This is a genomic window from Curtobacterium sp. MCLR17_036 (assembly GCF_003234445.2).
GTDB lineage: Bacteria > Actinomycetota > Actinomycetes > Actinomycetales > Microbacteriaceae > Curtobacterium.
Map to the genome: position 1 here is coordinate 3,099,348 of NZ_CP126269.1, position 14,707 is coordinate 3,114,054.

Annotated in this window: 12 protein-coding genes and 1 tRNA gene; 5 read left to right on the forward strand and 8 right to left on the reverse strand. The window is 72.9% G+C overall.

The window, feature by feature from the left end; translation table 11 throughout:
• Nucleotides 1-139: 139 nt before the first annotated feature.
• Nucleotides 140-1,456 (reverse strand): phosphotransferase, encoded by a 1,317-nt coding sequence (locus tag DEI99_RS14535; RefSeq protein ID WP_258369481.1) that lies wholly within the window; start codon nucleotides 1,454-1,456, stop codon nucleotides 140-142.
• 144 nt (nucleotides 1,457-1,600) lie between these two features.
• Here DEI99_RS14535 and DEI99_RS14540 point away from each other — a divergent pair, with 144 nt between their 5' ends.
• The 4 genes from DEI99_RS14540 to DEI99_RS14555 all read left to right on the forward strand — a co-directional run bounded on the left by DEI99_RS14540 (nucleotide 1,601) and on the right by DEI99_RS14555 (nucleotide 6,433).
• A complete protein-coding gene (locus DEI99_RS14540) occupies nucleotides 1,601-2,218 on the forward strand; it encodes a hypothetical protein (RefSeq protein ID WP_111042329.1) in 618 nt (205 codons plus the stop codon).
• Between the two features lie 123 nt (nucleotides 2,219-2,341).
• Nucleotides 2,342-2,797, forward strand: coding sequence for a MaoC/PaaZ C-terminal domain-containing protein (locus DEI99_RS14545; RefSeq protein WP_111042331.1), 456 nt, complete (start codon nucleotides 2,342-2,344; stop codon nucleotides 2,795-2,797).
• A 228-nt stretch (nucleotides 2,798-3,025) separates the two neighbouring features.
• Nucleotides 3,026-4,888: a glycoside hydrolase family 2 TIM barrel-domain containing protein gene (locus DEI99_RS14550; protein ID WP_111042333.1), complete on the forward strand. Its 1,863-nt coding sequence runs from the start codon at nucleotides 3,026-3,028 to the stop codon at nucleotides 4,886-4,888.
• Nucleotides 4,889-5,203: 315 nt separating this feature from the next.
• The gene (locus DEI99_RS14555) at nucleotides 5,204-6,433 is read left to right on the forward strand and encodes a putative hexosyltransferase (protein WP_181434490.1); all 1,230 of its coding nucleotides are present in this window, start codon (nucleotides 5,204-5,206) and stop codon (nucleotides 6,431-6,433) included.
• Nucleotides 6,434-6,653: 220 nt separating this feature from the next.
• Here DEI99_RS14555 and DEI99_RS14560 read toward each other — a convergent pair whose 3' ends face one another.
• A complete protein-coding gene (locus DEI99_RS14560) occupies nucleotides 6,654-7,691 on the reverse strand; it encodes an amidase domain-containing protein (protein WP_181434491.1) in 1,038 nt (345 codons plus the stop codon).
• 109 nt (nucleotides 7,692-7,800) lie between these two features.
• Between DEI99_RS14560 and DEI99_RS14565 the strand changes: the two genes are divergently transcribed.
• Nucleotides 7,801-8,184, forward strand: coding sequence for a response regulator (locus tag DEI99_RS14565; protein ID WP_111042337.1), 384 nt, complete (start codon nucleotides 7,801-7,803; stop codon nucleotides 8,182-8,184).
• A gap of 28 nt (nucleotides 8,185-8,212) precedes the next feature.
• On the opposite strand, the gene DEI99_RS14570 is transcribed toward DEI99_RS14565, so the two are convergent.
• The 6 genes from DEI99_RS14570 to galU all read right to left on the reverse strand — a co-directional run bounded on the left by DEI99_RS14570 (nucleotide 8,213) and on the right by galU (nucleotide 14,596).
• Nucleotides 8,213-9,508, reverse strand: a complete 1,296-nt coding sequence (locus DEI99_RS14570) for a PP2C family protein-serine/threonine phosphatase (RefSeq protein ID WP_111042339.1) — start codon at nucleotides 9,506-9,508, stop codon at nucleotides 8,213-8,215.
• A 64-nt stretch (nucleotides 9,509-9,572) separates the two neighbouring features.
• A complete protein-coding gene (locus tag DEI99_RS14575) occupies nucleotides 9,573-11,450 on the reverse strand; it encodes a glycoside hydrolase family 25 domain-containing protein (protein ID WP_111042341.1) in 1,878 nt (625 codons plus the stop codon).
• Nucleotides 11,451-11,615: 165 nt separating this feature from the next.
• Nucleotides 11,616-11,691: transfer RNA gene (locus tag DEI99_RS14580), tRNA-Ala, on the reverse strand.
• 73 nt (nucleotides 11,692-11,764) lie between these two features.
• The gene (locus DEI99_RS14585) at nucleotides 11,765-12,856 is read right to left on the reverse strand and encodes a hypothetical protein (protein ID WP_111042343.1); all 1,092 of its coding nucleotides are present in this window, start codon (nucleotides 12,854-12,856) and stop codon (nucleotides 11,765-11,767) included.
• Nucleotides 12,857-12,955: 99 nt separating this feature from the next.
• Nucleotides 12,956-13,615 (reverse strand): GNAT family N-acetyltransferase, encoded by a 660-nt coding sequence (locus tag DEI99_RS14590; protein ID WP_071262592.1) that lies wholly within the window; start codon nucleotides 13,613-13,615, stop codon nucleotides 12,956-12,958.
• A gap of 90 nt (nucleotides 13,616-13,705) precedes the next feature.
• The gene (gene galU, locus DEI99_RS14595; RefSeq protein ID WP_071262593.1) at nucleotides 13,706-14,596 is read right to left on the reverse strand and encodes a UTP--glucose-1-phosphate uridylyltransferase GalU; all 891 of its coding nucleotides are present in this window, start codon (nucleotides 14,594-14,596) and stop codon (nucleotides 13,706-13,708) included.
• Between the last annotated feature and the right edge of the window lie 111 nt (nucleotides 14,597-14,707).

A 14,707-nucleotide genomic window follows, 5' to 3' on the forward strand; every position in this document is an offset into this window, starting at 1 on the left:
GGGAGCGTCCGCGCGCGAGTTCTGACCTCCGACGCGCGGAACTGCTGCCCCGGGCGGGCGGCGGACGTGCGCGCAGGAAGGACGGGAGGCCCGGGGCGGCGTCGCCACGGGCCTCCCGTCCGGTGCCGGGCCGGGTCGGTCAGGAGCCGCTGCGCGCGACCAGGCGCGTGACGGCGGCGAGCGGGATACCGACCCAGTCGGGTCGGTTCCGGGACTCGTAGACGACCTCGTAGACGGCCTTGTCGAGCTCGAAGGCGTCGAGGAGCTCGCAGTGTGCCGTGAGTTCCGCGCCGATCCCGTGCTCGTAGCCGGCGAGGAAGCGGGAGCGTGCGTCCGCCGCCCACTCCCCCGCGTCGACCGGTTCCGGGTCGTGTGCCAGTGCGCCCGCCACGTAGTCGAACGACCGGAGCATGCCGGCGACGTCGCGCAGGGTGACGTCGGGCACGGAGCGCTCGGCGAGGGGGCGGAGGGGCTCGCCCTCGAAGTCGAGGAACACCCACCCGCGAGACCCGGGAGCCGCTAGGACCTGGCCGAGGTGCAGGTCGCCGTGGATGCGCTGCAGCTCGGGCCACGGCACCGTGGCCGCGCGGGCGTAGACGGCACGGATGGCAGCTGCGTGTTCGGCGACGGCCGGGACCTCGCGAGCTGCCGTGTCGAGGCGTTCGTGCATCGTCGCGACGGCAGTGTCTCGTCGGTCGGGGTCGGCGGGCACGGTCGGCAACGCGGTGGCGAGGGTGCGGTGCACCTCGGCGAGCGCTGCGCCGAGCTGCTCCGCCCGGTCGCCGAAGGGGTTCTGCCCCCGTGCGTCGTCGAGGGCGACGCGCCAGGCGTCCTCGAGTCCGGGCAGGAACTCCTGCGCGAAGGCCAGGTGGCCGGTCGCGGTGCCGTCCGGGCGTCCGGCGTCGGGCCAGCTGCCGCGGAGGGCGCCGTAGACCTGCGGAACGCGGGAGCTGCCGGCGGCGGACAGGGCGAGCTGCGTGGTGACGTCCGGGTTGTCGCCGTGGTGCAGCACGCGGAAGACCTTGATGATGACGCGCTCGCCCGATGCGGTGTCGCAGATCACCGAGGTGTTCGACTGCTCCCCGGTCAGCACGCGTGCGGCGGTCACCTGGCCGATGGGGCGCAGGCTGTCGGGGTCGGCGTCGATGCGGCTCGCGAGTGCGGCGACCCACGCGGTGTCGGTCGTGGCGTCGGTGATCGTCCCCTCGGGACCGCTCGTGACCGGCGACTGGTAGAGCACCGGGGCTGCCGGCGCGGCCGGGGCCTCGTCGAGGACGAGTCGGGTGCCGTCGTCCGTGGAGATCGTGCGGAGGCGCGGCACCGCTCCCTTCGACGCGTACCAGCGGCGGTCGGCGATCCAGGCCTCGAGGGCGCGGTCGTCCGGCGCGTCGATGACGGCTGGGGTCGAAGGGGTTCCGGGGGCGTTGTCGAGTGGGTCTCGGGCTCCGTCGCTCATGCAGCGGAAGGTACGCGCCGAGGGCTGTCGAGGTGCCGAGTCCGCGCCCGTGGTGCTCCTCCACAAGCCGGCGACCCCGGGACACCGTCCACAGGAGGCTCTCGCGGAGGCGAGGGCCGCACGCCCCCGGACCACACTTGCCGCATGACGAGCCGAACCGAGACGAACGACCCTCCGTGCACCGCGCCGCGTCTGCTCTGGTGCATCGACGACGACCGCGAACTCCCCACGTTCGACGACGCCGGCAGGCGTGTGACCCGGCACGACGTGTCCGTCCTGTACGACGTCGTGTGGGACAGCCCCGACAAGGTGCTCGCGAGCGCGGGCATCGAGTTCGCCAGCTCGGACGACGACGGCGGCGTGTGGACCGTCGACCGCGGCGAGGGGCCCGAGCGGGTCGGCGGCGACCAGGACGAGCCGCCGCGTGCGGCAGTCGAGGACGTCCTGTGCGGGCGGTCGATCGAGCCGCTGTGGGTCCGGCGGGTCAGGACGGTGCTCGTGGCGGTGTACGCCGACGACGGGGACCTCGGGGTCGAGGTCGGGGACGTGCGGATGGACGTCGCGGGCTGGACGTCGGCCTTCGGGGAGACCGGTGCCGAACCGCCCCACGGCAGGTGGTGGACACTCGCCGACGACCACCGTGACGACGCCCGCCGCGGCGACGGACTCGAACGCAGGGTCGAGGCGCTCCTGACGGACGCCGCCGGGACTCCCCCGGCGAGCACGCCGCCGTCGGACGCGACCGGAGCGCGGCAGCGGTGAACGGATCGCGGAGCGAGCAGACGTGGTGGACGGGGTGGGCACGGTGGCTCGGGGCGGTCGTGGTCCGATCCCGGGTGCGACGTGCCCCGAGGGCCCCGCACGCGGTTCTGCAAGGATCGGGGGATGCCGCACTACCTCGAGGACCTCGCAGCCGGTCAGACCTTCACGACGCCGGGACGCACGATCACCGAGGCGGACGTGGTGTCGTTCGCCTCGTGGACGAACGACAACAACCAGGTGCACACCGACGTCGAGTTCGCCGGACGGACCCGGTACGGCCAGCGGATCGTGCACGGGCTGCTCGGGACCTCGCTCTGCCTCGGGCTCATCGCCCGGACCGGCGTGTTCGAGGGGTCCGCCGTGGCACTGCTCGGGATCGACCAGTGGCGCTTCGCCGAGCCGGTGTTCATCGGGGACACGGTGACCTGCGAGGTCGAGATCCTGTCGACGCGGCCGACGAGTTCCGGGAAGACCGGGATCGTGGAGCGGACCGTCACGCTGCGGAACCAGCACGGGGTCGTCGTGCAGCAGGGGCGCATGGACGTGATGGTCCTGACGCGGGACGCGGCGATCGCCTGACGGCGGACGCCGTCGTCGTCGGCGATCGCGTCCACGGCGCGCCGTCGTGGTCGACCAGGGCGTGCGGCTGTCGGCGCTCCGGCACGCGCCCGGACGGCAGGCCCGGACAGCGCGCCCGCGCAGCGCAGCGGCCCGCGCCCTGCGGAGGTCCGGCGCGTGTTCCGGCACTCGGACGGCAATCGTTGCCGCACCCTTTACAACGATGTACAACCACGGGAGCATTGACCCATGAGCACGCTCGACGGCACCGTCGCCGCACCTGACACCTCGCCTGCACCGACCCTCCCCCTGGCCTCACGGCAGGACGGCACGTACCCCCGGCCGCAGATGCTCCGCGCGGCCTGGGCCGACCTCGACGGCACGTGGTCGTTCCGGAACGAGGGCGACGAGTCCTCGTGGCGGAACGGCTTCCCGGACGCCCGCGACATCCTCGTGCCGTTCCCGCCGGAGTCCTCGGCGTCGGGCATCGACGAGCCCGGGTTCCACCCGGTCGTCTGGTACTCGCGGCCGATCACCCACGAGGACCTGCTGGCAGCAGGGCACGACGAGCACGCGGACCGTCTCGTGCTGCACTTCGGGGCCGTCGACCACCGCGCCCGTGTCTGGATCGACGGGCAGTTCGTCGGCGATCACGAGGGCGGGCACACCCCGTTCTCCTTCGACGTCACCGAGCTGCTCACCGCGAGCACCCCGGACGCCGTGCACACGCTGGTGGTCCGCGCCGAGGACGACCCGCACGACCTGACCCAGCCGCGCGGCAAGCAGGACTGGCACGAGGACCCGCACGCGATCTGGTACCGCCGCACCACCGGCATCTGGCAGACGGTCTGGCTCGAGGCCGTGCCGACCGCGTCGATCGGGTACCTGCGCTGGACGAACGTCGACCACGCCACGATGCGCCTCACGGTCCGGCTGCACGGCAGACGGTCCGGCGGCGAGCGCCTGCGCGTCGAGGCGTGGTGGGACGAGCGCGGCGAGCACCTCGCGACGGTCGAGTCCACCATCGGCGACACCGCGACCGAGTTCGAGGTCGTCCTGCCGGTCGCCCGCCAGACGAACGGCCAGGCCGAGGACGAACTGCACTGGACGCCCGAGCACCCGCGCCTGATCGACGCCACGGTCGCGCTGCTCGCCGCGGACGGCTCGCCGATCGACGCGGTCTCGAGCTACTTCGGCATGCGCACGGTCGGTGTCGACGCAGGGACCTTCCTGCTGCACGGACGCAGCTACGACGTCCGCAGCGTCCTCAACCAGGGCTACTGGCCCGAGTCGCACATCGCTGCGCCGTCGCGACAGGCCCTCCGCCGCGAGGTCGAGCTCATCAAGGAGCTCGGCTTCAACGCCGCCCGCAACCACCAGAAGATCGAGGACCCGCGCTTCCTGTACTGGGCGGACCGGCTCGGCCTGCTGGTCTGGGGCGAGGCCCCCGGCGCCTACGCGTTCTCCCCGCGCGCCGTCCAGCGCCTCATGCGGGAGTGGATGGACGCCGTCGAGCGCGACGCGTCGCACCCGTCGATCGTCACCTGGGTGCCCGCGAACGAGAGCTGGGGCGTGCAGCACATCGCGACCGACCCGGCGCAGCAGGCGTACGCCCGGTCCCTCGCGGACGTCACCCGAGCGATCGACCCGACCCGACCCGTGATCTCGAACGACGGGTGGGAGCACACCAACTCCGACATCGTGACGATCCACGACTACGAGGGGGACGGTGCGGCGCTCGCACGGACCTACGCGGACGACGCCGCCCGTGAGCGGCTCTTCTCGCGCTTCGGTCCGGCGGACCGCTGGGTCCTCGTCGGCGGAGCACGCGACGAGGGTCAACCCGTCATGCTCACCGAGTTCGGCGGGGTGAACTACCAGCCCGGCGTCCAGCGCGAGGACGGCTGGGGCTACACCTCGGCGAGCGACGGCGACGACTGGATCGCCCGCATCACCGCGCTCTACGACGCGATCCGGGCCAGCTCGTTCCTCGCCGGCTCCTGCTACACGCAGCTCACCGACACCATGCAGGAGACGAACGGCCTGCTGAACGCGGACCGCACCCCGAAGGTGCCGATCGAGCAGATCCGTCGCGCAGTCACGGGGCGCTAGCCGGGAGGCCCGCCCCCGGTACGCAGCGGTGGTCGCGTCCGGCAGACGGACGCGTCCACCACCGCTCCCGAGCCGAACAGGTCGACGCACGGTCCGGCGTCCGGCTCAGCACTCGACCGCGCGGGCAGGGTCACGCACGGTCCCGTGCCCAGCCCGGCACTCGACCGCGCGGGCAGGGTCACGCACGGTCCCGTGCCCAGCCCGGCACTCGACCGCGCGGGCAGGGTCACGCACGGTCCCGTGCCCGACCCGGCGCTCGACCGCGCGTGCCCCCGCGTGCACGGTCGGCTGCCGTGGTCTGGGAGGATCGGACGGGTGACGAGCGTGGCGGAGACGAGCCGGGCCTCCCGGCCGGGGGTGCACCGCCTGCTGACCGGACGCCACCACGCGTGGCGGGCACCGCTGCTGCTGTGGCTGGGCTCGCGGGTGGTGAGCACCACGCTGCTCGCGACGGTCTACCTGCTCGCGACCGCGAACGGCTGGCCGTTCGCCTCGTACCGGCGGGACCCCTCGTTCTTCACGTTCTCCGGGTCGTGGGACGCGTCCTTCTACCGGACCATCGCGGAACACGGGTACCCCGCGACGCTGCCCCTCGACGGAGCCGGGCACGTGGCGCCGAATGCCTGGGCGTTCCTGCCGGTGTTCCCGGCGGTCGTGCGTGCGCTGATGACGGTGACCGGCGGGTCGTTCTGGGTGGTCGGCGTCCTCGTCGCCACGGCAGCGGGGGCCGGGGCGTGCGTGCTGCTCTACCGCCTGGTGCTCGCGGTCGGCGACGAGCGGCGGGCGCGGTGGGCGACGGCGCTTTTCGCGTTCGGGCCGACGGGATTCCTGCTGCAGGTGGCCTACGCCGAGAGCCTGCTGCTCGTGCTGCTCTTCGGGGCGCTGCTGGCGCTCGTGCGGCGACGGTACTGGCTCGTCGCACCGCTCGGCGTGGTGGCCGCCTTCACGAAGCCGGGGGTCCTCGCGCTCGCGGTGGCCCTCGCCGTGCACCTGGTGGTCCGGTGGGTCGAGGCGCATCGCTCCGGGCGGGCGGCGGCGGCGTTCCCGTGGCGGGAGCGGTTGGTGATCGTGGCCTCGGGGCTGGTCGTGGCGGCGGCGGGGCTCGCGTGGCCGTTCGTCGCGTCGGCGGTGACCGGGAGGCCGGAGGCGTACCTCGAGACCGAGCTGTCGTGGTGGGTGGGCTTCGTCGGCCGGCAGCACTTCGCCCCACTGACGCCGTGGTTCACGATGGCGATGACGTGGCTCGGTCCGCTCGGGGTCGTGCTCGTCCTGGCGGTGGTGGTCGGGGCGGTGTGGTTCTTCCGGCGTCGGGACGTCCGGGCGCTCGGCGTCGACGTGCTCGCGTTCACCGCGTCCTACGTGCTGTACCTGTTCGCCGTGTTCCTGCCGCAGCAGTCGCTGCCGCGGCTGCTCATGCCGACGGCGCCGCTGCTCGGGTCGGACGTGTTCGTCCGGACGCGGCGGCGGGCGGTGACGTGGCTGGTCGTGGGGGTGTGCCTGCAGCCCGTGGCGATCGTGCTGCTGTGGTTCCTCGGGTACCCGTGAGAGACGCGGCGGGGCCGCGATGATTCGGCGGCCGCGACGCGGCCCGCGCGGCCGCGGCGTGGCCGACGCTGCGGAGGCGCAACCGGCGCTGCGCACAACCGACGTGTGCTCGCGCCGCTGATCCGCGCGGTGCCGATGCACTTCGGTTGTGCGCCGGAACGCCGACCGCGCGTACCGCGTCGACCCCGGCTGCCGCGCCGACCGCGCCGACCGCCCCGCCCTACGCGTCGAACGTGTGGAACCAGGCCGTGCCGCCGGGGTGCTGCACGGTGATCATCTCGTCGAGGTCGCGGTACGGGCCGTCCTGGTTGTGGCTCGCCGACTTGATGCGGATGGTGCCGTCGGGCTCGGTGAAGACCTCGGACACGATCGTCGTGTGGTCCGGCGAGTCGTTGTCGTTCCAGTCGTAGAACACGATGTCGCCGACCTTGACCTTGTCGCGCTCGTCCAGCGAGCGGCGCGTCAGTCCGAACTCGGCGGCGTTGGCCGAGAGCCACGGGTCCATAGTCGGGCAGTAGGTCCAGGTGGCCGAGTGCTCGGCCCCGGCGGCCCGGTTGTACCAGTCCGACCGCTGTTCCCAGCCGCGGGCGATGAGGGTCTGGCTGACGTAGTTCGCGCAGTCGCCGCCGATCGGGTTCATCGTGCCGTACTCGGTGAGGTTGTAGTCCGCCCAGTACCGCATCGCGTAGGCGAGCTGCCGGTCGACGTCGGTCAGCGCCGCGTACGCCAGTGACGTGGTGGCGACGGCGTCCGATGCGTCCGGGACCGGTGCGGTGGTCGGTGTCGGGGTGGCGGTGGCGCCGTCCTGCGTCGCTCCCGTCTGGCCGTCGTTGGCCGCGCTGCCGTTGCCGTCCGAGGAGCGGTTCGCCGAGGGACTCGGCTCGATCGTGTCGGCGAACAGGGCGACGTCGGCGTCCCCTGCCGTGTACATGGCCTGGTGGGGGGCGGTGAAGGTCACCGTCGTCGCCGATGCCTGCACGTCGCGCGCCGCGACACCGCCGACCGTGACGCCCTTGACGGCCGCGAGGCCGGATCCCGTGACCGTGACGGTGACGCCGCCGGCCAGTGGCACCTGGGCCGGGCTGAGGGCCTTCGCCGTCGGCGAGGGCGCCTTCGTCGGGCGCTCCGACCCGCCGGAGCTCCGTCCGCCGCCCGTGTCGTCGCCGTCACCGCCCGACGAGCACGCGGCGACCGCGAGTCCGATCCCGGCGACGCCGGCGAGGGAGAAGAGGGCGCGGCGGTTCATCGAGGCAGTCATGACCCGTCCAGCGTAGGCGACGCACCCGACGCCCGGACAGTGCATGATCGTGTGCGGGGGGCACGTGTCCTCCGCGTGCGGCCCGCAGCCTCCGGAAGGACCACCACACATGCCCGAGAGCCACGACTTCTTCGTCGCCACCGACCCCGAGACCGCTCGGGCGCAGGTGCGCACCGCCCTCACGAACGAGGGTTACACCGTCGACGACGGCGAGCAGGGCGCACTCCGCGCGACCCGCGGCAGCATGGGGCTGACGCTGCTCATCGGCGGCATGGCGAACGACCGCACCTTCCACACCCGCCTCGACGTGCAGATCATGGTGGCGGCGGACGGCCGGACCGTCGCCCGCCTGCTCCGCGGGTCCGGCAAGTCGGCGCTGAAGGGCGGCGCGCTCGGGATCTCCCGCGGCAACCGCGCGTTCGAGCAGGCCGCCAACGCGATCCACGCGACCTTCATGCAGGCCGGGGTCCTGACGGACAGCTTCGCGAGCTGACCGCGGTCGGTCTCCGCTGGCCCGACGGTCAGCGTCCGTCGTAGCGGACCGCGAGCACGGTGACGTCGTCGTCGTGCTCGACGTCGTCGCCGAGCGCGCCGATCCCGGTGACGAGGTCGTCCGGCTCGGGGTGCGCGGTCGCGAAGGCGCGGAAGGCCTCGAGCGCGTCGACGTCGCCGCCGAACAGGTCGAGCACCCCGTCGCTGACGCTCACGACGACGTCACCGGGCAGGAGCGCCGTGCGCGTCGAGGTCCAGGCGGTGTCGACGCCGATCGGCAGGTCCCCGGACCGCAGCCACTCGCTGCCGCCCGCCCGCCGGAGCAGCAGGTTGAGGCCGTGCCCGGCGTCGGCCCAGCGCGCGGTGCCGTCTGCGCCCACCCGGAGGTGGAAGCACGTCGTGAACTGGTCGGTCGACGCGTCACCGGTGTCGGTGCTGAGCGCGCCCGATGCCGCCGCCACCGACTCCGCGGGATCGGCCGCGTCGACGCTCGTGCGCATCACGGACCGGACCACCGCGGCGATCATGCCGGCACCGGCGCCCTTGCCCATCACGTCGCCGAGCGTGAAGGCCGCGCCGTCGGCGGTCGGGAACCAGTCGTAGAAGTCGCCGCCGACCGACCGCGCCGGCAGGCAGACGCCCCGCACGGTGAACTCGGCGGGGATGCCCACGTCCGACCCGGGCAGGAGTGCCCGTTGCACGCGTGCTGCCTGACCGATCTCGCTCTCGGCGATGCGGCGCAGCTGCTGCGCGGTCCTGAGGCGCAGGGCGGCCTGGCGGGCGAGCTCGTTCGTCACGCCGGCGACCGCGGCGAAGACCAGCAGCACGAAGACCAGGCGGACGAGTTCGCTCGCCAGGATGTCGCCCGGATCGAGGACGATCGGCAGCAGGAACGTCACCGCCGTGCCCGCGAGCGGGTACACGATGTGCCGCCGCCCCGGTCGTGCGGCGATCCAGATGAGCGGCAGCAGGATCGCGGCGAGGAACACCGACCGTGCGTCACCGGTGCCGAAGCGGAGCAGACCGATCGCGACGAAGTCGAGCGCGGGGACGAGCAGTTCCACGGTGAGCAGCGCCGGGCGGCACACGATCAGGGCGGTGGCTGCCAGACCGAGGAGCGCGAGCACGACGCCGCTCCACATGGCCGGGCCGTTCGTGACCTCGAGCCAGGGCAGCAGGACGCTGCTCACCGCGGCGACGACGGTGATCCCGGCGATGACGGTCTGGTTGGCGAGCGGGGCGAAGCGCGCCCGGGACGAGCGGTCCCGGTCCTGCTCGGACGGCGAGGGCGCGGTGGTGTCCGGCACGCTGATGTGTGCCGTCACCGGTCCGCGTGGCGGGGTCACGACGGCGTCACCGCCCTGTAGCGGCCGTCACGCCGCGCCCTGGTCAGGAGCAGGACCAGTCACGGTCGATCTTCGACGAACCGAACGGGGTGACGTACTGCGTCATGGCGATGCGGCCCCCGAGCAGCGGCGTCCCGGCGCACGCGGCCTGGGCCTGGTCGAGCCGTCCGTCCCCGATGGCGATCCAGCTCGGCAGCGGACGCAGCGGGCTCGTGGTCGGCACGGGACCCATGATCGTGCGGAACTGGTACGACGTCGAGTAGACGCCGATGGACGTCACGCGTGCGTCTTTCAGCGCGGCGACCATGCCCTCGAGAGCGGCGCGGTTCTGCGTGGTGTCGGCCACGTGCGACAGGCCGGTCTCGACGTCGAGCCACCAGCGGTACTGCGCGGGATCCGACACACCGCGGGAGTTCGCCGCCTCGTACGCGCGGGTGTAGCCGTACATGTAGGAGCAGGCCCGCGTCGTGACCCACTTGGCCTTCGGGGTACCGGCCGCCTGCGCCGTGCACGTGCCGTAGTCCTTCGACACGACGGTGGCGCCGCTCGGCGCGACGTTCGACGACGGCCAGACCGATGCCTTGTCGGCCCCGGGGTTCGTGAACAGCGAGTAGACCTGCACCTTCGGCTGCGCCGTGCCCCCGGCCGAGGAGGCCGCCCAGGACAGTTCCCGCGACAGGCACGGGTTCGTCGTGTTCGCGAGGTCGGCGTTCACCCCGACGATGCCGAACGACTGGTCCGTCGGCACGCTCTTGCCGCACTGCGGGTACGACACGTCGACCCCGGTGCCCGAACCGCTCGACCCGTCCAGGAAGTACCCCACGACGTCGACGTACACGGTCGCCGAGCCGGCCGACACCTTGGCCTGCACCCGGCCCCCGGACGCGAGCGGCGCGATGAGGGCGTTGCCGATGGTCTGGCCCTTCGCGTAGACCTGCGTCGGGACGCTCGACGCCAGACCGGCACCGACGACACGGAGCGAGCCGCCGACGGTCCCCTTGCCCACCTTCGCGTTGATCACGGCGGCGGTGGCGTTCCGGGGGACCCCGGCGGTGCCGGCGACGGTGATCGTCTTCGCGGTCGTGCCGGCGGCCACGGTGGCCGCGCGGACGGGGTGGGTGGACACGAACACCGAGCCGGTGCTGACCGGGGCGTAGTACCCGACGACGTCGGCGAGGACGCGCGCGGACCCGGAGGACACCCGCGCCTGCACCGCACCGCCGGAGAGCCGGACGGTCGTGGTGTTCGCGACGGTGACGCCCTTCGAGTACATGACGGACACGACGCCGGCGTCGTTGCCGCTCGGGGTGATCCGCAGGCGGCCGCTCGTCGCCGGACGCGACACGTCGGCCTGCAGCACGACCGCGGTGGCGTTGGTGGGCACCCCGGCCCGGCCCGCGACGACCACTCGGGTCGCGCTGGTCCGCACGGTGCCGTCGAGCACCTTCGACGGGGCGAGCGGCGTGTAGGTCGACCCGGAGGCGCTCGTGCCGTACCAGCCGGCGACGTCGAGCGCGACGGTGGCCTTGCCGGCCGAGACCCGCACCTGGGCCTTGCCCGAGGTGAGCCCGACGGTGGTCGTGCCGGAGATCGGCTGCGCCTTCGCGAAGTTCTGGATCGCGGGGCTCGCGGTGCTGCCCGCCGGCGCGACGCTGACGTACCCGGCCGCGGTCGGAGCGGTCACCGTCGCCGTGAGCACCACGGCGGTGGCGGTCGCCGGGATCCCGTTCCGCCCGCCGAGGGTGACGGTCGTCGCCGTCTTCGTGGTGGTGCCGGACCATGCCCGTGCGGGTGCCACGGGCGTGAACCGTCCGGTCGTCGGTGCCGCGGCCGACGCCGGCGCGGCCGGTGTGGCGACGAGCAGTCCGGCGGTGACGGCGAGCACCGTCCCGATCGATGCGATGGCGGTCCTGATGCGCACGTGCTCCCCCGTTCACGCGCCCTTGCGGCGCACCGGGAGTCTAGAGCGGTGCGCCGGACGACACACCACCACGGTCCGACGATGCACCGATCGGCCCACCGGGCAGCCACGGAACGCGGAACGGCCCGGAACCGATCGGTTCCGGGCCGTCCTCGTGGTGCCACCTGGTGGAGCTAAGGGGATTCGAACCCCTGACCTTCTCATTGCGAACGAGACGCGCTACCAACTGCGCCATAGCCCCGAGTGCTCGACCACAATAGCACCCTCGGTCCGCCGATCCGAAATCGTCGGACGCGGTCCGGGCGAGCCGTCGGTCAGACCGCGCGGCGGCGACGCATGATCGCGTCGAGGTCCGCCTGCTGGTACGCGTCGTCGTCGATGACGCCCATGCCCGCCCACTTGCTGGGCGGCGCCGGGGGGACGGTCGGGGCGGACGGCTCCTCGGCGACGAGCTCGGGCACGGCCGGCGCCCGCAGCCCCAGACGCTCGGCCAGTCGTCCCTGGTCGTGCGCGGACAGCGACGCGGCAGCGTCCTCGAGCTCGGGCCGCATGCGCGACACCCGGGCGAGCGACGGGTCGGCGTCGCCCGCGCGGATCGCGGCGGCCTCGGCCTCGGCCTCCGCCTTGGCCGCGGCGACGCGCTCCTTGAGTCGCGCGGCGAGTTCCGCCGACGACTCCGGTGACGGCGCGGGGGCGGCCGGCCGTTCGACGTACAGCGGCTTCGGGACGTGGTTCGGCGTCCAGCTCCGGTCCTGCGCGGGTTCCGCGGGCTGCTCGGTGGACAGCGGCGGTGCCGGGTCCGTCCACGCGGTCGCCGGCCGGGAGGCACGGCTCGCGCCCGCCTCGGCCGTCGCGATCCGCTGCTTCCGTGCGGTGGCCACCTGGTGCAGCTGGGCGAGGACCGCTGCGGACCCGCCCGCGGCGACGAGCCCGGCGACGGCGACGAGCCAGAGCGACGGTGCCGCGACCAGGACGACGACGGCGACGACGAGGCCGACCGTGCCGAGCAGGGTCGCGCCGAGCCGCGATCGACGCATGCGCATCGCGGTCAGGGCCGGCACCGACGCCGCGCGCTCGAGGACGGGGGCCTGCTCGGCGAGCCGGCGGGTGATCTCACGCTGCCGCGCGGCCTCGTGGGCGCGGACGATGGCGGTGCGCTTCGCTTCCTCGGAGCGGGCGACGCGCTGCGCCTCGGCGAGGGACTTCGCGTTCATCTCGACGCGGACCTCGTCCGGCAGCTCGGCGGTCTGCGCGAGGATACGCAGGGTCTGCTGCAACCGGATCGCGTTCCGCTCGGTCGCGAGGTACTGCCGTCGGGCGGCCCACGACGGCATGAGGTAGACGAGCCAGAGCACGGCCGCGACGAGCAGCACGATGCCCCCGCCCCACGAGCCGATACCTGCCATGCGAACACGGTAGGGGCGCGGATGACCCCGCCACGTGATTGCCGGACGCGTGTTGCGCGTGTCGCGACGGAATCCGTGGGACGCGCCACGGGCCTCCCGTCAGAGGTGCGGCGTCGTGTGCAGCGGCAGCGCGGCCTCGTCGCGGGCGGCGAGCGGCACGCTGCCGACGCCGGGCGGCACCTGCCCGCGGACCCAGCGCTCGAGGACGCCCTCGCGGACCTCCTCTGCGACGAGCGCGAAGCAGAAGTGGTCGCGCCAGTCCCCGTTGATGTGGATGTACCGGCGTCGGAGCCCCTCGTACCGGAAGCCGAGCTTCTCGACGACGCGGAGGCTCGGCGCGTTCTCGGGGCGGATGCAGATCTCGATGCGGTGCACCCCGACGGACCGGAAGCAGTGGTCGACGGCGAGGGCGACCGAGATCGGCGTGACGTTGTGGCCGGCGGCGCCCTCGACGACCCAGTAGCCGATCGACGCGCTCGCGAGCGAGCCGTAGGTGATGCCGGAGACGTTGAGCTGTCCGACGAACCGGCCGTCGAGCTCCATCGCGAACGGCAGTCCGAGGCCGGCGCGGGCGTTGGCCTGCAGCGCGCGGATGCTGCCGCGGACGTCGGTGGAGACCTGGCCGGAGGGGTTCGTGGCCTCCCAGGTGCGGAGCCACGACCGGTTGGTGGCCAGCGCGACGTCGAGGTCGCGGGTGTCACGGAGCCGGAGCGGCCGGATGGTGACCCGCCCGTGGGACAGGGTCGGGATCGTCGTCATCGCTCAGGTTCCTCCGGTGCCCCGCTGCTGTGCGGGACGGGTGTCCCGCTCGGACCCGGGGCGTTCCGGGTCCGAGCGGGATGGGCCGACTCATTCGCCCGCGTTGAACTCCTTGAGCCACGACTTGAGGTCGGGGCCGAGGTCATCGCGGTCCGAGGCGAGCTGCACGATCGCCTTGATGTAGTCGAGTTTGTCACCGGTGTCGTAGCGGCGTCCACGGAAGACGACGCCGTACACGCCGCCGGTCCACTCCTCGGCGCTCGCCATCTTCATGAGCGCGTCGGTCAGCTGGATCTCGCCGCCCTTGCCGGGCTCCTGCTTCTCGAGGACGTCGAAGACCTCGGGCCGGATGACGTAGCGGCCGATGATCGCCAGGTTCGAGGGGGCCTCGCCCTGTGCGGGCTTCTCGACGAGACCGGTGATCTTCACGACGTCGTCGGTGTCCGTCTGCTCGACGGTCGCGATGCCGTACAGGTGGGTCTGCGACTCGGGGACCTCGAGGAGCGCCACGATGGTGGCGTTCTTCTCGCCCTGGACCTCGATCATGCGCTTGAGCAGCGGGTCGCGGGCGTCGATGATGTCGTCGCCGAGGAGCACGGCGAACGGCTCGCGGCCGACGTGCATCTTCGCGCGGAGCACCGCGTGCCCGAGGCCGAGCGGGTCGCCCTGCCGCACGTAGTGCATGTCGGCGAGGTCCGTCGACTGGTTGACCTTCTGCAGCTTGTCGTGGTCACCCTTCTTCTTGAGGGTCTCCTCGAGCTCCGACACGTGGTCGAAGTGGTTCTCGAGGGCGTTCTTGTTGCGGCCGGTGATCATCAGGACGTCGTGGAGGCCGGCGTCGACGGCCTCTTCCACCACGTACTGGATGGCTGGCTTGTCGACGACGGGGAGCATCTCCTTCGGCATCGCCTTGGTCGCGGGGAGGAAGCGGGTGCCCAGCCCTGCCGCTGGGATCACCGCCTTGGAAATCTGGAAGCCCATGCCCGAAACCTATCCGATCGCCCTTCGGAGAGCATGTCGTCGCTCTTGGGGACAGCGCTCCTGCGCGCTTCGCGGCGGGTTGCCGCAAGCCCGCGCTCGGTAGACTCCTCG